The organism is Ellagibacter isourolithinifaciens (genome assembly GCF_008831035.1).
Lineage (GTDB): Bacteria > Actinomycetota > Coriobacteriia > Coriobacteriales > Eggerthellaceae > Ellagibacter > Ellagibacter isourolithinifaciens.
In genome coordinates, this window is the sequence record NZ_WAJR01000009.1 from 40,227 (window position 1) to 61,216 (window position 20,990).

Annotated in this window: 17 protein-coding genes; 3 read left to right on the forward strand and 14 right to left on the reverse strand. The window is 61.7% G+C overall.

Annotated elements, in window-relative coordinates:
* Window positions 1-9 precede the first annotated feature (9 nt).
* From F8C90_RS05095 to trxA, 7 genes are all read right to left on the reverse strand, one after another.
* Window positions 10-1,692, reverse strand: a complete 1,683-nt coding sequence (locus tag F8C90_RS05095) for an SLC13 family permease (protein ID WP_211361028.1) — start codon at window positions 1,690-1,692, stop codon at window positions 10-12.
* A 115-nt stretch (window positions 1,693-1,807) separates the two neighbouring features.
* Window positions 1,808-2,647, reverse strand: coding sequence for a purine-nucleoside phosphorylase (locus F8C90_RS05100; protein ID WP_158049380.1), 840 nt, complete (start codon window positions 2,645-2,647; stop codon window positions 1,808-1,810).
* An 87-nt stretch (window positions 2,648-2,734) separates the two neighbouring features.
* Window positions 2,735-3,793, reverse strand: coding sequence for a N5-glutamine methyltransferase family protein (locus F8C90_RS05105; protein WP_158049381.1), 1,059 nt, complete (start codon window positions 3,791-3,793; stop codon window positions 2,735-2,737).
* Window positions 3,794-4,096: 303 nt separating this feature from the next.
* A complete protein-coding gene (gene prfA / locus F8C90_RS05110; RefSeq protein WP_246155790.1) occupies window positions 4,097-5,170 on the reverse strand; it encodes a peptide chain release factor 1 in 1,074 nt (357 codons plus the stop codon).
* 160 nt (window positions 5,171-5,330) lie between these two features.
* Complete coding sequence (locus tag F8C90_RS05115) at window positions 5,331-6,611, reverse strand: CAP and S-layer homology domain-containing protein (protein ID WP_158049382.1); 1,281 nt, start codon at window positions 6,609-6,611, stop codon at window positions 5,331-5,333.
* A gap of 216 nt (window positions 6,612-6,827) precedes the next feature.
* Complete coding sequence (gene trxB / locus F8C90_RS05120) at window positions 6,828-7,757, reverse strand: thioredoxin-disulfide reductase (RefSeq protein WP_158049383.1); 930 nt, start codon at window positions 7,755-7,757, stop codon at window positions 6,828-6,830.
* Between the two features lie 123 nt (window positions 7,758-7,880).
* Window positions 7,881-8,189: a thioredoxin gene (gene trxA, locus F8C90_RS05125; RefSeq protein ID WP_158049384.1), complete on the reverse strand. Its 309-nt coding sequence runs from the start codon at window positions 8,187-8,189 to the stop codon at window positions 7,881-7,883.
* A gap of 264 nt (window positions 8,190-8,453) precedes the next feature.
* On the opposite strand from trxA, the gene F8C90_RS05130 reads away from it, so the two are divergent.
* Both F8C90_RS05130 and F8C90_RS05135 read left to right on the forward strand, forming a co-directional pair.
* Window positions 8,454-9,335 carry a patatin-like phospholipase family protein gene (locus tag F8C90_RS05130; protein ID WP_158049430.1) on the forward strand — a complete coding sequence of 294 codons (882 nt, stop codon included), beginning with the start codon at window positions 8,454-8,456 and terminating at the stop codon, window positions 9,333-9,335.
* A gap of 149 nt (window positions 9,336-9,484) precedes the next feature.
* Window positions 9,485-11,086: a cation:proton antiporter gene (locus F8C90_RS05135; RefSeq protein WP_158049385.1), complete on the forward strand. Its 1,602-nt coding sequence runs from the start codon at window positions 9,485-9,487 to the stop codon at window positions 11,084-11,086.
* Between the two features lie 69 nt (window positions 11,087-11,155).
* On the opposite strand, the gene panF is transcribed toward F8C90_RS05135, so the two are convergent.
* The 4 genes from panF to thrS all read right to left on the reverse strand — a co-directional run bounded on the left by panF (window position 11,156) and on the right by thrS (window position 15,866).
* Entirely contained in the window at window positions 11,156-12,646 is a 1,491-nt protein-coding gene (gene panF / locus F8C90_RS05140; RefSeq protein WP_158049386.1) for a sodium/pantothenate symporter, read from the reverse strand.
* Complete coding sequence (locus F8C90_RS05145) at window positions 12,639-12,944, reverse strand: YhdT family protein (protein WP_246155791.1); 306 nt, start codon at window positions 12,942-12,944, stop codon at window positions 12,639-12,641. Before F8C90_RS05145 ends, panF begins: the two co-directional genes overlap by 8 nt.
* A gap of 83 nt (window positions 12,945-13,027) precedes the next feature.
* Window positions 13,028-13,831, reverse strand: a complete 804-nt coding sequence (gene trmB / locus F8C90_RS05150; protein ID WP_246155792.1) for a tRNA (guanine(46)-N(7))-methyltransferase TrmB — start codon at window positions 13,829-13,831, stop codon at window positions 13,028-13,030.
* Window positions 13,832-13,973: 142 nt separating this feature from the next.
* A complete protein-coding gene (gene thrS, locus F8C90_RS05155) occupies window positions 13,974-15,866 on the reverse strand; it encodes a threonine--tRNA ligase (RefSeq protein ID WP_158049389.1) in 1,893 nt (630 codons plus the stop codon).
* 198 nt (window positions 15,867-16,064) lie between these two features.
* Here thrS and F8C90_RS05160 point away from each other — a divergent pair, with 198 nt between their 5' ends.
* Window positions 16,065-16,931: an SDR family oxidoreductase gene (locus tag F8C90_RS05160; RefSeq protein ID WP_158049390.1), complete on the forward strand. Its 867-nt coding sequence runs from the start codon at window positions 16,065-16,067 to the stop codon at window positions 16,929-16,931.
* Between the two features lie 48 nt (window positions 16,932-16,979).
* Here F8C90_RS05160 and F8C90_RS05165 read toward each other — a convergent pair whose 3' ends face one another.
* The 3 genes from F8C90_RS05165 to F8C90_RS05175 all read right to left on the reverse strand — a co-directional run bounded on the left by F8C90_RS05165 (window position 16,980) and on the right by F8C90_RS05175 (window position 20,707).
* Window positions 16,980-18,425: an NYN domain-containing protein gene (locus F8C90_RS05165; RefSeq protein WP_211361029.1), complete on the reverse strand. Its 1,446-nt coding sequence runs from the start codon at window positions 18,423-18,425 to the stop codon at window positions 16,980-16,982.
* A 149-nt stretch (window positions 18,426-18,574) separates the two neighbouring features.
* A complete protein-coding gene (locus F8C90_RS05170) occupies window positions 18,575-19,906 on the reverse strand; it encodes an MATE family efflux transporter (protein ID WP_158049392.1) in 1,332 nt (443 codons plus the stop codon).
* Between the two features lie 3 nt (window positions 19,907-19,909).
* Window positions 19,910-20,707 (reverse strand): MarR family winged helix-turn-helix transcriptional regulator, encoded by a 798-nt coding sequence (locus F8C90_RS05175; RefSeq protein ID WP_158049393.1) that lies wholly within the window; start codon window positions 20,705-20,707, stop codon window positions 19,910-19,912.
* Between the last annotated feature and the right edge of the window lie 283 nt (window positions 20,708-20,990).

Sequence of the window (20,990 nt, forward strand, 5' to 3'; positions counted from 1 at the left end):
GGCAAGCCGCTACAGCAAGCCCATCCACTGCCAATACGGCACGGAGACCGCGAGCCCCACAAGGCAGGTCGCAAGATAGGCCCCGCAGTACTTGGCAAGTTCTGAATGCTTCGCCATCTTACCATCGACCGCGTAGAACGCGGCGAGGTAAATCGGGCTTTGATATTTCGCGAACCAAGCAATGACGAGCGCATACGCCGAGAATCCGAGCACCCACGGGTTCACGCCTACGCTCGCCGCCATCGGCACAAGGAACGCCATAATCAGATTGAGATACGCCACCTCGGAAACAATGAGGAACCGAAGCACTACCGTGATCACGCCGATCCCGAGCACGAGAAGGTACGGATTACCCGCAAGCACCTGGAAGGCAGGGCCGCACGTCTGCATGACCCAATCGTTGAGCCCCGCCTCGGCGAACACCGACCCCAACCCGAGCGCGATGCCGATGAAAAGGAGCGACGTCCAGTTCACACCCGACTTGAACGCGGGGACGTCGATCACCTTCAGCACGAACATGACGACAAGTGCCGCAAGACCGACCGCCATGGCGGAGATGTGGTGGAACGGCTCGGTTGCCCACAAGACGACCGTCACCAAGATGATGGCGAGCATGCGCTTCTCCACTGCCGAAAGCGGTCCCAGGCCATCGGGAATCGACTGGTTGTCGTTCAAGTTCGTCCCTCCGCGCGAGGGCTCGCCAGCAGAGTTCTCAGCTTCACCCTGCTTGGAGTCGGCGCATTCGGCGGCGCCCACAAAGCGAGTTCCGCAGCGCAGCGAGGACTGTTCGAGCGACTGGGCGTTGCCGGGTGCGCCGACGGTGCCCGGAGCTTCGCCTTGCCTGGAGTCGGCGCATTCGGCGGCGCCCACAAAGCGAGTTCCGCAGCGCAGCGAGGACTGATTGAGCGACTGGGCGTTGCCGGGTGCGCCGACGATCTCAGAAGAAGAACCAGCCTTCTCCCCTCGCCCGTACATCCCCATAATCAAGAAGTAGTTCAGCGCAAGCACGACCACCAACCACGGTAGCGCCGCCACAAACCACGACGCCATGTTGAACTGCTCCTGCACATCGGCAGGCAGCGTCGCCATGAGCGCATAACCGGTAACGGAGGCGGAAACAATCGTCGGCGCAACCGTGCGGATGCCCACGAGCATCGCCGCAAACAGCCCAGTCGCACGCTTCCCCTGACGCTCATATCCCAGCTCGTCCCCGATGCTCATGGCAAGCGGGGCGAGCATGGCGCCTTTGACGGCAAGGCTTGGGATCAAAGGGCCGAGAACCGTGCCCGTGACAAGTTGAGCGATGACCTGGCATCGGAACGTACGCGGGAACTTGCGCACAATCGCCAGCGCGATGCGCCTCATAAGACCGCTCGTCTTCATGCCGACTCCCAGCGTGAAGGCCGAGAGCAAAAGCCACCAGGTAGACGACGCGAACGTCGAGAACGTCGCGCCAACGGAGATACCGGCGACCACAACGAAGAGCACCGCCATCACCACCGCGGTAACAAACTCGGGCAGAACGCCGGTAATCCACCACACGATAGCCATGATGAGGATACCAAGCACCGCGGTTGCCTGATAGGACAGTCCCGGAATCGGGCAGGTCGCGATAAGGAGCGCCGCCACAAGCGCAGCCGCCGCAGCACATCCCAGCTTGATCCTTCGCTTCGCTTCCTCTTTCACCAGCACACGCCTTCCCTCGCAATTGACGCGGTCAATCATACTCCCAAATGAAAACGGCGACGCGATTCTCTTCACGCCGCCGCTCGGTTATCTTGATTGGGAACGCATATCGGAACGCACCTTAGAGCACCGCCTCCTCGACGATGCCCTCGATAAGCCGGCAGAACTTCGGCTCTGCTTCTTTGGCGACCTCGAACACCTCCACATCGCTCGGGGAAGCGCCCTCGACCCCGCACGCCATGTTCGACACGAGCGAGATGCCGAGCACGCGCATGCCCACATGGCGAGCTGCGATAACCTCCTCGCACACGCTCATGGCAACCGTGTCGGCACCCCAGGCGCGAAACGCGCGGATTTCGGCGGGAGTCTCGAAGCTCGGGCCCAAAAGCCCCAGGTAAACGCCCTCTTGGACCGCGACACCACGCTCGAGCGCAACCCTGTGAGCCACAGCGCGCAGCTCAGGGTCGTAGGCATCCTTCATCGAGAAGAAGCGAAACGCGATACCGTCGGGCTCGGTGCCGACGATCGGGTTTCGCCCGGTGAAGTTGATGTGGTCGCTCATGATGCAAAACTCACCGGGGGCATAGGACTCATTGATGGCGCCTGCCGCGTTTGTCGTGATGAGCGCGCGCACGCCCAGAAGATGCATAAGCCAGATGGGGAACGCTACCTCCTGCGGCGAATTCCCCTCGTATCCGTGCAGGCGGCCCTGCATGGCGAGCACCGTCTTCCCGCCAAGCTCGCCACATACGAAGCGACCCTTGTGACCCGTCGCCGTGCTGCGCTTCATATGGGGAATCTCGCCGAACGGGACGATGATGGCATCCTCAATCTGCTCGGCCAGGGGGCCGAGGCCCGAGCCGAGCACGATGCCGACCACAGGCTCGCGATTGCCGAGGCGCTCCCGCAGGACGCCAGCCGCTTCTTCGAGGTTCGCTTTGAGCACGTTATCAGCAGACATGTACGCTCCTCACCATAGTAGACATAGTCGAATAGCGCTATTCTAGCGCAAAGAGAGCGACCGCCGAAGCTCGCGTTGCACAAGGTGCTAGCACTCCGGCTTTCGCGCCGTGAGAACGCGTGGCCTGCCAGCGAGGTCGGCGACGATGCGCACATCGACGAAGCCCGCCGCGCGCGCAAGCGATGCCGCTTCGTCAAGGCAGGTCTCGTGCAGCTCGAACGCGCAGCCGCCGCCGGGACGCAACGCCTGCCGGCACCATTCGATCTCGCGGCGGAACACATCGAGCCCATCAGCGCCCCCTTCAAGGGCAAGCGCGGGCTCGAAGGCCGCAACCTCCTCGGGAATTTCTGCCATAACGGCGGTGGGAACGTAAGGCGGGTTGGAAACAACCAGGTGAAGCTTGCCGATTGCCGCCTCGGGAACGCCCGCCGCAAGGTCGCATTCGACGACGCGCACGCGGTCGGCAAGCCCGAGCGCGCCCGCGTTCTCGCCCGCGAGCGCAACGGCGTCAGGCGAGATGTCGGTAGCGATGACGCGCGCGTCGGGACGCTCGTAGGCTATCGAGCAAGCGATACAACCACTCCCCGTGCACAAATCGGCCACGAAAAGCGTCTCGGCGCCAGAATCACCCGAGGCTTCCGCGCCCTCCGAAGAGAAGCCACCCGCCTCCTCAAGCGCACTTGCTACCTGGGAAAGCGCATCAGAGCCATCGCCTGATTCCCCGACAGCGGCCTCCGCTGCGCGCAAAAGATCGCCCTCCCAGGCACCGATTTGCGAGTCGCGCGCCACACGGCGGCCTGCGGGAGGCAAAAGCGAGAGCGCCTCGCTTACAAGTACTTCAGTCTCGGGACGCGGGATGAGCACGCCCGGGCGCACCTTCACCGCAATATGGCGGAACGCGACCTCGCCGGTGATGTATTGCAGCGGCTCACCAGCCCCGCGGCGCGACACGTAACCGCGAAGGATATCGCGCTCCTCCATCGAGAGGGGCCTCTCGAAATTGACGTAGAGCTCAACACGACGCAGGCCCGTAGCCTCGGCAAGAAGCCATTCCGCCGACAGACGCGGATTCTCGTCGCCCTTGCGCGCAAGATACCCCTGCGTCCATTCGAGCGCAGCCTTAATCGTCCACACGTCATCCGTCATAGGGAAACAACCCCTTCCAAAGGCACACGATGGTTGATGCCCCTGCGCTCGGCTTCGCCGTGCTCGGGGTTGAAAAGCCCACTGGGCTTTTCAATCGTCCACACGTCATCCGCCATCGGGTAACATCCCCTTCTCGCATCGCACTAGCTTGCAGTAAAACCAACAAGAAGGGCCCCTCCTTGAACTCGCAGGATGCAGGGGCAACGCGCACTCTTTTGGTACGCGAGCCCGCATCATCGTGCAAGCGCAAGGCCGGGACCCTTCGCAGCGTCACATTTCTCGTCGCACGTCAGAACAGCGAAACTAAACAGCTTCGGCGAGCTTGCGGGCGCGGTCTGCCGCCTGAAGTGCGGTGATAACATCGCCCAGCCCATCGCCGTCGAGAACCGAGCTGTACGTGGAGTTGAAGCCAATGCGGTGGTCGGTCACGCGGTCCTGAGGAAGGTTGTAGGTGCGAATCTTCTCGGAGCGATCGCCCGAACCGATCTGCGCGAGGCGCTCGGCACCTTCGGCAGCCTGCTGCTCAGCAAGCATCTTCTCGTAGAGGCGCGCGCGAAGAACGGCCATCGCCGCAATCTTGTTCTGCAGCTGCGACTTCTGGTCCTGAGACTGCACGACAAGGCCGGTCGGCAGGTGCGTGATGCGCACGGCGGAGTCGGTCGTGTTGACGCACTGTCCGCCGGGGCCGCCGGCGCGGAACACGTCGATGCGCAGGTCATTCTCATTGATGTCGACCTCAACCTCGTCGGCCTCGGGAAGCACGGCAACAGTCGCCGTGGACGTGTGGATGCGGCCCTGGCTTTCCGTCTTGGGCACGCGTTGCACGCGGTGCACACCAGACTCGTACTTCATGACGGAGTACACCTTGTCGCCCTTCACCTTGAACTGGATTTCCTTGTACCCGCCTGCCTCGGACGGGGAAACGTCCATAAGCTCGATCTTCCACTTCTGAGAAGAGCAGAAGCGCTCATACATCTTGAACAGGTCGCCCGCGAAGATCGCCGCCTCGTCGCCGCCGGCAGCAGCGCGGATCTCCACGATGATGTCCTTCTCGTCGGCAGGGTCCGAGGGAATGAGCATGAACTTGATGTCCTCTTCGAGGGCAGGCATCTTCGATTCGGCCTCGGCGATGGTCTCCTGTGCGAACTCCTTCATGTCGGGATCGGCGAGCATCTCTTTGGCGTCGTCGATGTCGCTGCAGCATGCGAGGTACTCGCGCGCCTTCGCGGTGAGCGGGCCTTGGTTCGCGTATTCCTTGGCGAGGTGGTTGTATGCCTTTTGATCGGCGAGAACTGCAGGGTCGCTCATCTTCGCCTGGAGCTCCTCGTAGGCGGAAATGATCTTCTCAAGCTTCTCGCGCATGTCGTTATCTTGCATTGCGTGCGTTCCTTTATGCGAATTGCGTTATCCGTAGCTGAACAATGATACCAAAAGGGCGCCCCTCGTGTGAGGGACGCCCTTGGACTTTCGCAGGAAATACGCTCATGGAGGCGAAATCGTCGGCGAAAGCGAAACCTTGCAGGTTAGAAGCTTCGTTTTACTGCAACACGTCACGCTCAAGCGTTGCGGTCATCTTGCCGACGGCAGAGCGCCAGGCCGAACCTTGCGGGTCGAGGTAACGCGTACCATCGATCTCCCGACCGTCCATAACGCCCGCGTCGAGCGCCCAAGCCAAGCTGGCGCGCGCCCAGGGGCTCACCGTCGAAGCGTCGGGCATGGAGGCAAGCTTCGTGCCGTCGCTCGACACATCGACTCCCCAGAGAATATTCGCGTACTTGGCGATCATCACCGCGAACTGCTCGCGCGTGACATAATCTTCGGGCCCGAACAAGTTGAGCGGAGTGCCGTAAACGGGGTCTGTGTAGCCGCCGATGATTCCCGCCGCACGAGCCCAGTTGATTGCAGCCGAATAGTACGAGTCGCTGGGCACGTCATAGAACTGCTCCACCGAAACGTCCGGCTTGCCCGCCATACGCCACAAGATCATCGCAACGTCGCCGCGCTTGATCGAGTCGTAGACGCCCAGTCGGTGAGTGCCGTCGTTGTAGCCCGTGATGAGGCCATTGTTGAGCATGTACACCATGGTATCGGCATACCACTCGCCCGCCTCGAAATCGGGGAAGAACAGGCCCAGATTGCACTGGCCCATTTCGAGATTAACATTGTAGGTTCCGTTTACGGCATCCTGCTCGGTTGTCTCGAACGGTTGATAGCCGAAGAACTCGACCCAATAGCCATTGAAGCATGCAACGCCGACCATGTTGAAGTTCTCGTTGATCATGTTCGCGTAGTGGCCGGGGGAGTTTGTCCACCAAGAGTTAGCCGTCGCTACGTCGTACGTTGTCCCAAGGATGTTCTCGCCGAGCGCGTAGTAGGGATTGCTCAGCATGACGTCATCAACCACAGTGTAGCAAGTGTCGCCGCTCGGGCGCGTATGGCTGAAAAAATCGCCACCTATAGAAATCTCGGCGGCACGCTGCATCGCGCAGACCTCGAGCTCGTAGCTCCACGTCAGAGGGGCCGCGCCCACCGCGCCGCGGGCCTTGTTGATATAATCGAGCATGTTGCGGGCAGTGTCCTGATAGAACGTGCCCTCCGTGACGAAGGTGACCGTCGGCTTGTCCACGCGGCCGTAAACGCTCTCGGGAGCAATGCCCCCATCGGAGCAGTCCCATGTGGCAACCTGGTCCGCCTGAAGCGCCCCATTCGCGGCGGGTTCCGCGTTGATAGTGCCATCAGCCCAGGCTACAGCAGGAATCGTACTGAGTAGTGCGAACGTCGCAAATGCGACGATGCCCTTTCGAAGCGAACTTATCATCTCTCTCCTCGTTATCGCAAGCTTATACGCCTCCGACACTATACCTCAATACGGGCCCTATTGAAACGGTCCCTCACTTGCATTAAAACGTATTTACCTTCGCTTTTGCTTTCGGCCTCACCCGCCGAGATTGCTCCGCCACGCGCCCGCCAGCGGACCCGCCGAGCGCACACCGCGCGCCCACCCGCCGGCCTCGCCCGCGTTCCTGCTCACCCGCTATCGCGAGGCAACGTATGCGGCGGCGCTCTCGGCGGCTATCGCCCCGTCGGAGACGGCCGTCACCACCTGGCGCAGGCCCTTCGCGCGCACATCGCCCGCCGCGAACACGCCGGGCACGCTCGTAGCGCCCGACTCGTCGGCCACGATGTAGCCGCCCTTGTCAACAGGAAGCACGCCCTCGAGGAAATCGGCGTTGGGAATCGTTCCGATAGCAACGAACAGCCCTCCGACAGGAAGCGTCCTCCGCGCACCCGTCGCCACATCCTCGACTTCCACAGCGGCAAGACGACCCTCCTCCGAGTGCAGGTCGGCAATGCGCGAGTTCCACACGAACTCGACGTTGGGAAGCGAGGAGAGGCGCTCCCGATCGATCGCCGAGGCGCGCAGGGTATCGCGACGATGGACGAGATAGACGCGCTCGCAGATGCGCGCAAGATATTTCGCGTCCGCCGCCGCCGTGTTCCCGCCGCCGAGCACGCATACGCTTTTCCCACGGAAGAAGTTGCCGTCGCAGGTCGCGCAATACGACACGCCGCGGCCTGCGAGCCGTTCCTCCCCCGCAAGGCCCATCTTACGCGGCCGCGCGCCCGTCGCCACGATGACGCTTCTCGCCTTATGTTGGCCGAAAGGCGTCGTGAGCGTCTTCACCTCGCCTGAAAAGTCGACCGCCGTCACTTCCTCGCTCACGATAACAGCCCCGAAGTGCTCCGCCTGCTCCTTCATCGCCCAAGCGAGCTCGAAGCCGTCGGCCCCCTCGGCAAAGCCTGGGTAGTTTTCCACCCGTTCGGTTTGCGCAAGCTGCCCACCAGGAGAAATCCTCTCGTAGATGGCGACTGAAAGCCCCGCGCGCGCCGCATAGAGCCCTGCCGTGAGCCCAGCGGGCCCCGCGCCGATCACCGCCACGTCGAGCACATCGTTTTCATTCATAGCATTTCCGCCTTTCACCCGATTGGGTCCCGTTCCCGCAGAGTATACCCTCGAAACGCGAAAAGGCGCCGCAAGGCGAACGTCGCCCCGCAGCGCCTTCCCATTGCGCTCGGAAAATACGCTTTACGCAAACAGCGCGAGCACGTTCTGCTTCGGCTGCGCGCCCACCATCTGGCGCTTCGGCGCGCCGCCCTCGAACAAGATCAGCGTCGGCACGCTCATCACGCCGTAGCGCTGCGCAATGTCGGGGCTTTGATCGATATCGAGCTTGTACACCTTGGCCTCGCCGGCCTTCTCAGCGGCGACTTCCTCGACCACAGGGCCGAGCATGCGGCACGGGCCGCACCATGTCGCGAAGAAATCCACAAGAACGGGGACGTCGGACTTCAGAACCTTCTCTTCGAAATCCGAAGAAGTTACCATTTCGCTCATGTTCCCTTCCTCCTGAACAAGTGATTTGAAAGCAGGATTCGCGTCAGGCGTCAAGCCCAACGCTTGTACCAACGTATTGTATCGCTTACCCGCGAAACGTAAACGAGGCGTTACTGGAACGGCATGAAACTGAACTATAATGGCACCCGACAAGAGAAAGGGTGGCCCATGAGCGAACCTACAGAAGATCAGCTTTCGGTTTTTGCAACCAAAACCGCAGATGAGAAGAAAGAACCGAGCGAAGGCGGCAGCGAGGGCGCTCCTATGCACGGCGCGCCTGCATGGGAGGGCGCGACGCTTGCCCACGCGAACCTCGTGCTCGAAGGCGGGGCGATGCGCGGGCAGTTCACCGCAGGCGTGCTCGATTTCTTCATGGACCAGAAGTTCTTCTGCGAATATGTCGTCGGCGTGTCGGCGGGTGCGCTTTGCGGCGGGAACTACGTGGCGGGCGCGCCCGGCAGGTCGAGCCTGATCAACGTGAAGTATGCTGCCGACAACCGCTACTTGTCGATGCAAAGCTTCGTCCGCACGGGAAACGCCTACGGCCGCGAATTCGCCTTCCACGAGATTCCCGACGTGCTCGACCCGTTCGACTATGAGGCGTTTCGACGCTCGCCTATTCGATTCGAAGCCGTGTCAACCAACCTTGAAACCGGCGAAGCCGACTACCACGAGATGCACGATTACCACGATGACCTGCCCTATCTCATCGCATCGTCGTCGATGCCGCTCGTAAGCCAGATCGTCGAGGCGGACGGCAAGCTTCTCCTCGATGGAGGCACCTCCGACAGCGTACCGCTTCTCCACTCGATGCTCACCGGCGCAAGCAAACACATCGTCGTGCTCACCCAGGCCGCTGGCTACAAGAAGAAGCCGAACAAGCTCATGGCGCTCATGCGCCAGCGCTACGCCGACTACCCGTACTATCTCGATCGATTGCAGTATCGTCACTACGAGTACAACCGCCTCTACCGTTGGATCGAACGTGAACAGGCAGCCGGACGCATCTTCGTGATCCGCCCTCCTGAGCCCGTCACGGTCTCCTCCATGGAGCACGACGCCGATAAGCTGCTCGCACTGTACGAACAGGGGCTGGCAGCTGCGGCACAAGCGTGGCCGAAGCTGCAGGAGTATCTTGCGGGCTAGCAATACGTCGGGCTCACAACCCGCAAGCCCATCGTGAACGAACGTCCACCAGCCCACCGCTCGCACGTTTCGCCTAATCGCAGCTCGCCTGTGCCCCACCAGCGCTCAGCACGCAAGCGCCCTCGACCCCCTCAGCAGAAAAGATTCCCATGCCCACCGATTTCATATCGCTGTTCACCGCCGCACTTGTCGCCGCGGCAGCCCCCATCATCGCCAAGCTTGTTCCACGCGGACTCGTTCCCGAAACCGTGATTCTGCTTTTGGCGGGCGCGCTATTGGGCCCCTATACGGCAGGGGTCATCGAGCTGACCGACTCGATCGATATGCTCTCCGAGCTCGGCCTCGCATTTTTGTTCCTTCTTGCAGGCTATGAGATCGACCCGAAGAGCCTTTCGGGAACGCAGGGAAAGAAAGGGCTTGCCACCTGGATCGTCAGCATGGCGATCGCACTTGTCCTGGTACTGTTGTCACCAAGCCTCTCCGTAAGCCACATCGACGGGCTCGCCGTCGCCATCGCGCTGACCACAACGGCACTCGGCACGCTTATGCCGATCATCAAGGAGCGCGACCTCGAGGGAACCCCCGTCGGCGGGGGAATCCTCTCGTTCGGCACCTGGGGCGAGTTGTGTCCCGTGCTCGCCATGGCGCTTCTGCTCTCGTCGCGCAGCGAGTGGAAGACGCTGCTCATCCTCGCGGTGTTTGTCCTCGTTTGCGTGATCATGGCGATCGTTCCTGCCAAAGCGCGCCGCGGCGGGCATCGCATCTACCGGTTTCTCGCGAGCAAGCGCAACACCACCTCGCAGGCGTTCGTGCGCGTGACGGCGGTGCTTTTGATCGGGCTCGTCACCGTATCGGCGGTGTTCCAGCTCGATATCGTGCTCGGCGCCTTCGCCGCGGGATTCATTCTGCGCTACGTCATCCCCGAAGGCGACCACGAGCTCGAATCGAAGCTCGACGCCATCGGCTACGGGTTCCTTATCCCCGTGTTCTTCGTCGTCTCCGGCGCGAAGATCGACCTTGCCGGCGTGGGCGAGAACCCGCTTCTGCTCGTCCTGTTCATCTGCGCGCTGTTATTGGTGCGCGCCGTGCCCATCGTCGTGGCACTCTCGCTCGGCAAGGGCGAGGACAAGCTGTCCATGCACAACCGGATCACCGTGGCGCTCTACTGCACCACAGCGCTACCGCTCATCGTGGCGGTGACATCGGTGGCGGTGAAGGCGGGGGCGATGGCACAAGACGTCGCGGGCACGCTCGTCGCCGCAGGCGCGGTGACCGTTTTCCTCATGCCGTTTCTGGCATCGCTCACCTACCGCGTGGTCGATGCGAAGCCGATCGTCGCGGTGCAGGAAATCGCCGCACACCCGAACGACATCCGCACGATCTTGCACGAGCACTTGGACATGGAGCGCATGATGGTGCGCCAGGAGGCCGCCGCCCGCCTCGCCATGCGCTCAAGCGAGTCGAAGGACGAGGATATCCCCTGGCAGGAAGCTGCTTTCGCCCTGCAACGCAAAAGCGAGCGCAAGCGAGCGCTCGACACGCTGCTCGATGCCGCGGCACAGGACCTCGCTGCGCATAAAGATGAGATCGAGCACTTCATCGAAGAGGGACCCCGCGGCGATATCGTCGAGAAAGCGACGCAGCAACGCGAAGAGCGGCGCAAAAGGCTCGCTCGGGCGGCGGTGCGCGAGCACCAACGCCGGCAAAACGAAATCGGCCGCATGATGAATAGCGACAAGAAGGAGCGCTAACAAAAGAAGCCAGGTTGCGTCCACGCGGCCCGGCTTCTTCACAAAACAGTTAGGTTCCTTCGCGATATCCTATTCGGGAAAGAACACCTCGCACATGCGCTGCTCATCCGCCGCGTCCCGGCGCCCGAAGAGGCTCCCCGCCATCATGAGCGCGCCCGCGACCGTGATGCCGATCACGATTTGGTGCAGACCCATCACCTTGAACCCGAGCGCCATGCACAGGCAGTACGAGGCAGTGCCGCCGGTCATCGACAGCAGCGCGCCCCACTTCCCCGCGCGCTTCCAGAACAGACCGCACACGAGCACCCAGAAAAACGCTGTCTCAAGGCCGCCGAACGCGAACATGTTGATCTTCCAGATGACATCGGGCGGAACGATTGCCAGCACGAATACGATCGCACCCACGCAGAGCGTGACCGCCTGGCTCGAGCGCGCGATTGTGCGCTCGGTGGGTTTTTTGCCAGATGATTCGCAATGATGCAAGTAGACGTCCTTGATAATCGCCGAAGACGAGGCGATGAGCAGGGACGACACCGTGGAAATCGACGCCGCGATCGGGCCTATGATGGCCACACCGGCAAGCCAGGGCGGAAGCGTCTGCGCGATGGCCTGCGGGATGATATTGTCGACGCTGCCGCCATAGCTGGCAAGGTCCCCCGTGAGCACGCCCGCGGACAGCACGCCCAAAGAAGTCACGCCAATCATCATGAGGCCGATGATGACCGTGCCCATGATCATCGCACCGTGGAGCGCTTTCGTGTTCTTGAAGCCCATGCAGCGCACAGCCGATTGGGGCAGGACGAACGTGAAGATGCCGACGAGCAGCCACTGCGTGAAGTACAGCGACGCGGGCATGGAACCACCGCCGAAGGGTTCGAGCATCTCGGGGCGGTTTGTGCGGATAGTATCCATTATGTTCTCGTAGCCGCCGCCGGCAGCGAGAATACCCGCCGCAAGCACGAAAATACCGATGAGCATGGCGACGCCGCATATCGCGTCAGTCACCGCAACCCCGCGAAAACCGCCGATAGTCGTGAACAGCACGACCGCCACGCCGAAGAGCACAAGCCCCACCAGATACGAATACCCGGTAACAGCCTCGAAAAGTTTCGCGCCGCCCACAAACTGCGCGACCATGGTCGCCGCGAAGAAGAGCACAACCACAACCGCACTCACATTGGCGAGCGCATTCGAGGAATAGCGCGCGCGGATGACGTCGATCACGGTGACGGCGTCGAGCTTGCGCGAAACGAGCGCCATCTTCTTCCCCAAGATACCGTAGAGCAAAACGAGGGCCGTGACCTGCACGACCGCCATGTAAACCCAGCCCCAGCCGACGAGCCACGCCTGCCCAGGCCCGCCCACAAACGAGCTCACCGAGCCGTAAGTGGCGATCGTCGTCATGGCGAGCACGAACCCGCCGAGAGCGCGGTTGCCGATGAAGTACTCCTTCACGAAGCCGCCGCCCGCCGCATGCGCGCGATGGCGCACGACGAGGCTCACCGCAAGCGCGAGGGCAAGGAATATGACAAGGGGGACGAGCGCGACAAGGTTACTCATGGCGCGCAACCTCCTCGCACGCCGCACCAGAGATGGCGGCATCGTCGTCCAAGTCGAAATCGACGAAGACGCGACGGCTCAGCACGACCGCAGCGACAATCGCGGCAATCCATGGCGCCACGCATCCGCCAATAATCCAAAGGGGCGTGTGGAACACTTGGATATCCGACCCGGCAAGCCCAAAGCCACCAACGAGCCACACGACGATGATGCAGGCCAGCGCGATAACCGTCGCCCGCGCCTCCTTGTTCGCCTGCCGCATTTTGCCGCAATAGCTGCGGATTGATGGATCGCCCACGAAACGCCCCTTCCCAACCAGTGTCGTTTGGCCCATGCTATCATCTAGCACGCAGGACGGGTCGGGCGATTCTACCAACTTGGCTAAACGATGGGCGGACGCCAATCGGGCAGCCCTTTTTTGCGGCGGTTCGCATTGTACCCGACGATGTTGTCGATCGAGCCCTGCATGCCGAAGGGGATGTAATCGAGGCTTTCCAAATCCTCGGGAAGATAGCTCACAAGCGAGAGCGGAGCGGTTTGCTCCACATGCTCGGGGGCAGGTCCCGGCACCGCGCAAAAACCGACAACGGGCGCGCCTTTCGCCACGAGCTTACGCTCATAGCCGCTCCAGGGCTCGTCGGGAAACATCCCGCGCACGTCATCGGTTTCCCATTCGAGCTGGTAGCCTGCCAGATTGAGCTGCGTTAAAGAGAAGTCGCGAAACGGCGTGGAATCGGTGCGCATGCGCACGGTACCGCCATTTTCAAGCACGAGGCGGTACTTCATCAGGCGATCGAGGTAGGTCAAGCGACGGGGGGCGCGCTTCTTCTTGGGAAACGGCGTCGGGAAGTTGATGAGGATACTTGCAAGCTCCCCCTCGCCGAACAGCTCAAGGACATCAGGGTCCTCATCGTGCACGAAGACGACGTTTCCCACGCCCGCCTCGCATGCCGCCTCGGCCGAGCGCATCACGCAGATAGGGTCAACATCGATGCCCACGAAAAGCGTCTCAGGATCGGCCTCGGCGCGCGCCACCGTGTACTCGCCCTTGCCGCACCCCAGATCGAGCACGACGCGGGAGAACGCCTCGCCATCGGGGCGCACACCCCCTTCGGGCGCCCAAAGACGCCACGCCCCTCGGCGAGCGGACGGCTCGAACTCGAGCGCCGCCTTCGCGCCTTCCATCCGCTTCTCGAGCGAAAAACCCTTGTGCAAGCGACATGCCGCCGTGCGCATCTTCCAAGCCTCCAACCAAATCAATAAAAACGGCGGGCGCCCATCGCAGGACAGCCCGCCGCAACAGCCAATCACACCAGGTCACACGAGGTTACGCGCGCGTGCGAATCTCCTCGCGCACCTTCGCGCAAAAGTCCTCAATCGTGAAGGGATGCGTCTCGTTCGTGCGGTCGCGCACGGAAATGGTGCCCTCCTCGGCCTCCTTCTCGCCCACGATCACCATATAGGGCACGCGGTCGATGGAACGCGCCTCGCGGATCTTATAGCCAATCTTCTCGTCGCGGTTGTCCACCACGACGCGGATGCCAGCGGCCTCGATCGCGTCGGCGACCTTGTGCGCGTAATCGCGGCTCTTCTCGGACACGGGAAGCACCTTCACCTGCATCGGCGAGAGCCACACGGGGAACTTGCCCGCGTAATGCTCGATCAGGATGCCGATGAAGCGCTCGACCGAGCCGTAGCACACGCGATGGAGCATGACCGGGCGCTTCTTCGAGCCATCCGCATCGGTGTATTCCAGATCGAAGTTCTGCGGCATCTGGAAGTCGAGCTGCACGGTGCCGCACTGCCAGGTGCGTCCAAGCGAGTCGGTCAGATGGAAGTCGATCTTGGGGCCGTAGAAGGCGCCATCGCCCTCGTTGACCTCGTATTCCATACCGAGCTCCTCGAGCGCGGTCTTGAGGCCCGCCTCGGCTGCTTCCCAATCCTCGTCCGAGCCCATCGAATCCTCGGGGCGCGTGGAGAGCTCGACATGGTAGGTGAACCCGAACTGCTGGTACACCGAGTCGATGAGCTTAACGACGCCCACGATTTCCTCGGTCAGCTGGTCGGGGCGCACGAACAGGTGCGCATCGTCCTGGTTGAAGCAGCGCACGCGGAACAGGCCATGCAGCGCGCCCTTCATCTCGTGGCGGTGCACCAGGCCGATCTCGCCCGCGCGAATGGGCAGGTCGCGATAGCTATGCGGCTTGGACGCGTACACGAGCACGCCGCCCGGGCAGTTCATCGGCTTCACGCAGTACTCTTCTTCGTCGATGACCGTCGAGTACATGTTGTCCTTGTAGTGGTCCCAGTGGCCCGACGTCTGCCACAGCTGCTTGTTCATGATCATCGGCGTGGAGATTTCCACGTAGCCGGCCTTTTTGTGGATCTCGCGCCAGTAGTCGAGCAGCGTGTTCTTCAAGATCATGCCGTTGGGCAGGAAAAACGGGAAACCCGGCGCCTCGTCGCGCATCATGAAGATGTCCATCTCGCGGCCAATGCGGCGATGATCGCGCTTCTCGGCCTCCTCGAGGTTGTGCAGGTATTCCTCGAGCTCCGACTTCTTGAAGAAGGCCGTACCGTAGAGACGCTGCAACTGCTCGCGCGTCGCGTCGCCGCGCCAATAGGCACCGGCGAGCTTCATCATCTTGAAGGCGCCGATCTTGCCGGCGGAGGGAACATGCGGGCCGGCGCACAGGTCAACGAAGGACCCGTGGCGGTAGATCGAGATTTCCTGGTCGGTCAAATCGTCGATGTGCTCGAGCTTGAAGCGCTGGTCAGCGAAGATCTTCTTCGCCTCGTCGATGCTCACGACCTCGCGCACGAAAGGCTCGTCTGCCTTGACGATTTCGGCCATCTTCTTCTCGATGGCGCCGAAGTCGTCGGAGGAGATATTGTTAGGAAGCTCGAAATCGTAGAAGTAGCCGTCGTCGGTCGCAGGGCCGAAGGCGATCTGCGTGCCGGGATAGAGCTCCTGCACGGCTTCCGCCATGATGTGGGCGCAGGAGTGGCGCATGATGTGGAGCGCCTCAGGGCTTTTCGCGGTGATGATCTCAACGGTTGCCCCATCCGTCACGGTCGCTGTGAGGTCGACCAGTGTGCCGTCAACCTTGCCAGCCAGCGCAGCCTTCGCAAGGCCCGCGCCGATGGAAGCCGCAACGTCGGCGACGGTCGCGCCGGCAGCGAGCTCTTTTACCGAGCCATCGGGTAGTGCAATATTCATGAGAGTCCTTCCCCATGTCAGGCGGCCATCCCGCCTGAACCGTTGATTTCCTCGCTTGCGCAATTCGATGCACAAGCCAAACAAACATGATAAGCGATGAAAACGCTTGCGCAACCGCAAGCACGAAACTTGCGTTAAGATAGTGCGGTTTCGGAAGGCGAAACGAAAACGAACCGTACAACGAAGGAGCATCCGTCCATGAGCGTTGAGTCTCAGGCAACCGTATGGATCACCGGCGCCGCCGGGCGCATGGGCCGCACAATCAGCGCGCGACTCGACCACAACCGATATCGCGTCGTGACGACCGACAGGGAACTCGATATCGTCGATTTGCAACGAAGCCTCGCCTTCGCCGAGTCGGAGAGACCTTCTTTCGTGATCAACTGCGCCGCGCTCGCAAGCCGCACCGAGGCCGAGGCCAACCCGGACCGCGCCTACCAGGTGAACGCGCTCGGCGCGCGTAACCTCGCCATAGCGAGCGCCTCCGTGGGGGCAACGCTTGTGCATCTTTCGACCGACGACCTGTTCCCCGCCACGTCCGAGCACCCCTTCAACGAGTTCGATCCGACCGACCCGCCGCATGTTTACGGCAAGTCAAAGCTTGCTGGCGAACGGTTCGTGTGCGAGCTCAACCGCCGCCACATCATCGTGCGCTCGTCGTGGGTCTACACCGCCGAGCCCGACGACATCCTCCCTCGCGCTTTGAAGGCGAGCCGCGAAGGTCGCACCGTGTACGTGCCCGCGAACCAGTTCGCGTGCCCCACCTCTGCCGACACATTCGCGAAGGCCGTCGTGTCAGTTATGGAGTCCAATGAGTTCGGCACCTTCCATGCCGCCTGCACGGGCGTGACGAGCCGCTTCGAGTTCTTCGAACGCGCCTTCGAGCTTGTGGGAGAACCGATCGGCAACCTGCGCGGAGCGAGCAAGCCCGAGCACGGCTACCGCATCGAACTCGACAACATGATGGCGCGCCTGACGGGCGTGTTCGAGATGCCCACCTGGGAAGACGACCTGGCCGCCTTCGTCGCATGCCACGATTTGACGGCAGCAGGCAGCGAGAAATAGGCAGTTCGCCCGGCCCCGCGCCGTAGATCTTTGACGTCGGGGACTCCGCTACTCCTTCGCGACCCAGTTCTCACGGCCTTGCTTGTACACGCGCACGCCCTCGACGTCGGCGAGGTAACCTGCAAGATGCGGATACCCGAGTTCGCGGACTTTGAAGGACTTGAAGCGCGTGCGCACGCGCTTCGAAAGCTCAGCAACGGCCATGCCGTTCTTGCCCGACGCCGTCACTTCCGCGCGAATGAAGTCATCAGGGGCCGTAGGAGCCGCAGGAGCCTTACGCGAACGGCTGCGGCGGCGTTTCACAGGCGCCTGAGACTTGCTGTCTTCGCTGGAATCGCTTGCCGCCTGCTCCTGGTCCTTGCCGGCACGGTTCGCCTCGTCGGCTGCCGCAACTTGAGCCTCGGCCTCTTCGGCCTGCGAGGCGCCAGTCTCATCGGAAACAACCTCCTGCCCCCCTGCGGGCGAATCGCTGGACTCACCCCGCTGATCGGCCGATACCGTCTGCGACTCAGCAGTCTCGGAGGTTGCCTCCCGCTGCCCGTCGATTGTCTCATCAGCCTTCGTATCGGCAGATTCACCCTGCTCAACGCTAGAAACCTTGGAGGATTTACGGCGACGGCGGCTGCGGCGGCGCGACTTCGAGCTGTGCGAGGACGCATCCTCACCACCCTCGCTCTCCGAATCCTCGGAAGCGCACGCAGTTTCAGCTTGCTCGCCCGCTTGCTCGCCAACGCCCTCGGAATCAGAATGCCTCTCAGCCGCCGCGCGCTCATGCTCGGCGCCTTCCGCAAGCTCGACCCGCACGTTCGAGCCGTCCTTGCGAATGGTGACGCTCTTGAACTCGCCGAGAAGCTTCGAGAGCAGGTTTGTCCCGAACGAGCGCACGTCGAAGTCGGGGTAACGCTTGAGCAGGCGGCTTCCCACCTCGCCCAAACCCGTCGACTTCCCGTTGTTCTGGTTGTCGGTGATGATGTCGACGACTGCGCGCTCGACTTCCTCGATGGTCAGGCTCGATGAGGAGCCGTTCGCCTTGTCGCGGCGTGCCTCGCCGATGAGCAGCTCAAGCGTGGTGAAAATGTCGCACGCCTTGCGAAACGGCGTGGGCGTTTTCTTCTCGCCCATCCCGATCACCGTGAGGCCGCTCTCGCGGATACGGCTCGCCAGGCGCGTAAAATCGCTGTCGCTCGACACGAGGCAGAAGCCCTCGACCGAGTTCGTATAGAGGATGTCCATCGCGTCGATGATCATGGCCGAGTCGGTGGCGTTCTTGCCGACGGTGTAGCTGAACTGCTGAATCGGCGTGATGGAATTGTCGAGCAGCACGTCTTTCCACTTGGCATGCAGGGTGCTCGTCCAGTCGCCGTAAATGCGCTTGTAGGTGATGGTACCGTATTTCGAAAGCTCGTCGAGAATGGGCTTGATGTACTTCGATGAGACGTTGTCCGCGTCGATAAGCAGCGCAAAGCGCTTGTCAAATGAGGGTTTTTGTTCCACAGGTTCTCCTTTTGCGGCGCCCGAGAAGAGGCGCTCATTGTTCGCCCCCATGATACAACAGCACTCCCATCACCGCATTATCCTCACAAAGCGCACGAGCAGGCCGCGGCGAGCGAAAGCGGGACGACCCTTCCGCGACGCGGAGGACGCTAGACATAACCGTAGTGGTTGCGCAGGCCGACGAGAAAACCGCCGGTAAGAAACATCGACGCGATCTCGGCGACCACGATGGAAAGCCAGATGCCGTCGACGCCGATGATCGCAGGCAAAAACATCACCGCCGCGCACTCGAACACGAGCGTGCGCAAAAACGATATGAGCGCCGAGACGAGACCGTTGTTGAGCGCCGTGAAGAACGCCGAGCCGAAAATGCTCACGCCCACGAAGATGAACGCGAGCGAATACTCGCCGAGGGCGGCGACGGTCATCTCGCACAGGGCAGGGTCGTATCCCACGAACACCGCCGCGAGCGGGTGCGCAAAGAGATGAGTCAGCACGGTGATCAGCACGCCACCCGTCACCATCACGCCAAGGCAGGTGCGGAACAAGCCCTTGAGCTCGGCGGAATTCTTCGCACCGTAGTGGTAACTGATGATGGGCGAGGATCCGACTGTAAATCCCATGAGAAGCGACACCGCAATCCAAGCGACGTACTGGATAACGCCGTAAATTGCGACGCCATCAGGCCCGATATAAGCCATCAGCTGGAAGTTGTAGACCATCGACACGAGCGACATGGAAAGGTTCGAGACAAGCTCCGATGAGCCGTTCACGCAGACGCGCCCCAAAGCCCGCACGTCGATAAGCGGGCGACCCAGGCGCAGCGTGCTCGAGTTTGGCCGCGCGAAATAGAGGAACGGGATCGCACCGCCAAGGACCTCGCTTATCGCTGTCGCCAGGGCAGCGCCCGCCAGGCCCCACTGGAACACGATGATGAACAGGGCGTCGAGCGCGATGTTGGCGACGCCGGCAACCACCATGACGCAAAGCCCCACCTTGGGCTTGCCCGCAGCGGTCAACAGGCTCTGGAAGGTTTCCTGCAACATGAAGAAAGGAAGCGAGAACGCCAGGATGCTGCCGTAAACGACACATTCCTCAAGCAGCGATCCTTCGGCCCCCAACGCACCGGCGACAGACCCTACGGCCACGAACACCACGACCCCGCATGCGATGCCCACGATGAGCGTCGCGTACACGATAAGTGAGAACAGCCCGCGAGCACGCTTGTCATCGCCCTCCCCCAACGTTTTGGCGACGAGAGCCGTACCGCCCGTTCCGAACATGTACCCGAGCGCACCGAGCATCATGAACAGCGGATAGACAAGATTTAAGGCAGCGAAGGATTCCTTGCCGACGAAGTTCGACACGAACAGACCGTCGATCACGCCGTAGATCGAGGTGAAAAGCATCATTGCGCAAGTTGGAGCGGTGAAACGCGCGAGCCGCCCGAGCGTGAAATGGTCGGAAATCCGGATCGCCATGGCTTATTGCACCTTCTTATTCGGAGAGGAAAGACACCCGCCCGGGGGCGCACCCTCGCCCTCCCCGCCGCGCTTGGCAGCCCCGTCGTTTCGAGGTGCGGAAGCGTCGCCTTGCGCTGCAGCCTTGACTCCTCGGAGCGCAGCTTCGCCAGCCAGAAGCGCGGCCTTGCTGCTTTGCGAGGTCAGGAGCACCCCAGGGATATCCGCGAAATGCGAGCGCAGAGCATCGGTGTAGCGCCGTCCGAGGAGAAGCGCCAGTTCGAGCTCCCTGTCGTCGAATTCCCTCAGCGCCGCAAGCTCTGCCTCGATCATAGGGACGATGGTACGCTCGGCGAGCTCAAGGCCCACCGGAGTCAGATGCGCGAGCAGACCGCGACGGCCCGGACCACTCTTGAGCACGACCACACCCTCGCGTTCGAGCTTGTGGATGGAGCTGTTCACCGTTTGCTTGCCGATACACATCTGCACGCAAATGTCATGCTGAGAGATGCCCTTTTCGCCCGCAAGATAGATAGCGTATAGGATATTGAACGCGCTTTCGGAGATTCCAAACGATGCCGCAACGTCGCGATAGAGCTGGTTCTGCTCACGCCAAAAACTATCGAGCGCCTCGTAGGCGCGCGCGATATTGCCTGGGACAGAAGCGCCCGTCGGGCAACTTGGGCCCTCCGCGTCCGCCGAACTTGCGACGTTTGCCGCGCCGCTGGAAACCGCCGCATCCGCCATGTTCGCGCCCACCTTGCCCGGCGCGCACGTGCCGTTTGCCTCATTCGCGTCGGACGCCGTATTCCCTTTTCTCATCCTTGTCCTTTGGTCCGATTTCGTACTTTCATGGTACTGTAGTACGAAATCGGACTTACGAGAATGCCGCGCATGCAATATGCACAACTAATGCTCGCCTTCTCGGGCGAGAAACGCAAGAAGGCATATTTATAAGGAACCTTTATAACCCAAAACTGCAAGTCAGTGCTCTGTCGTTCAATTAATTAGGACTCTAGATGTACAAGAATGACGATAATTTGCAAAACAAGAAATAGCCTCGCGGCGCATTCCCTCACTTCGTCGCCCCAATTAGCGGAATGCG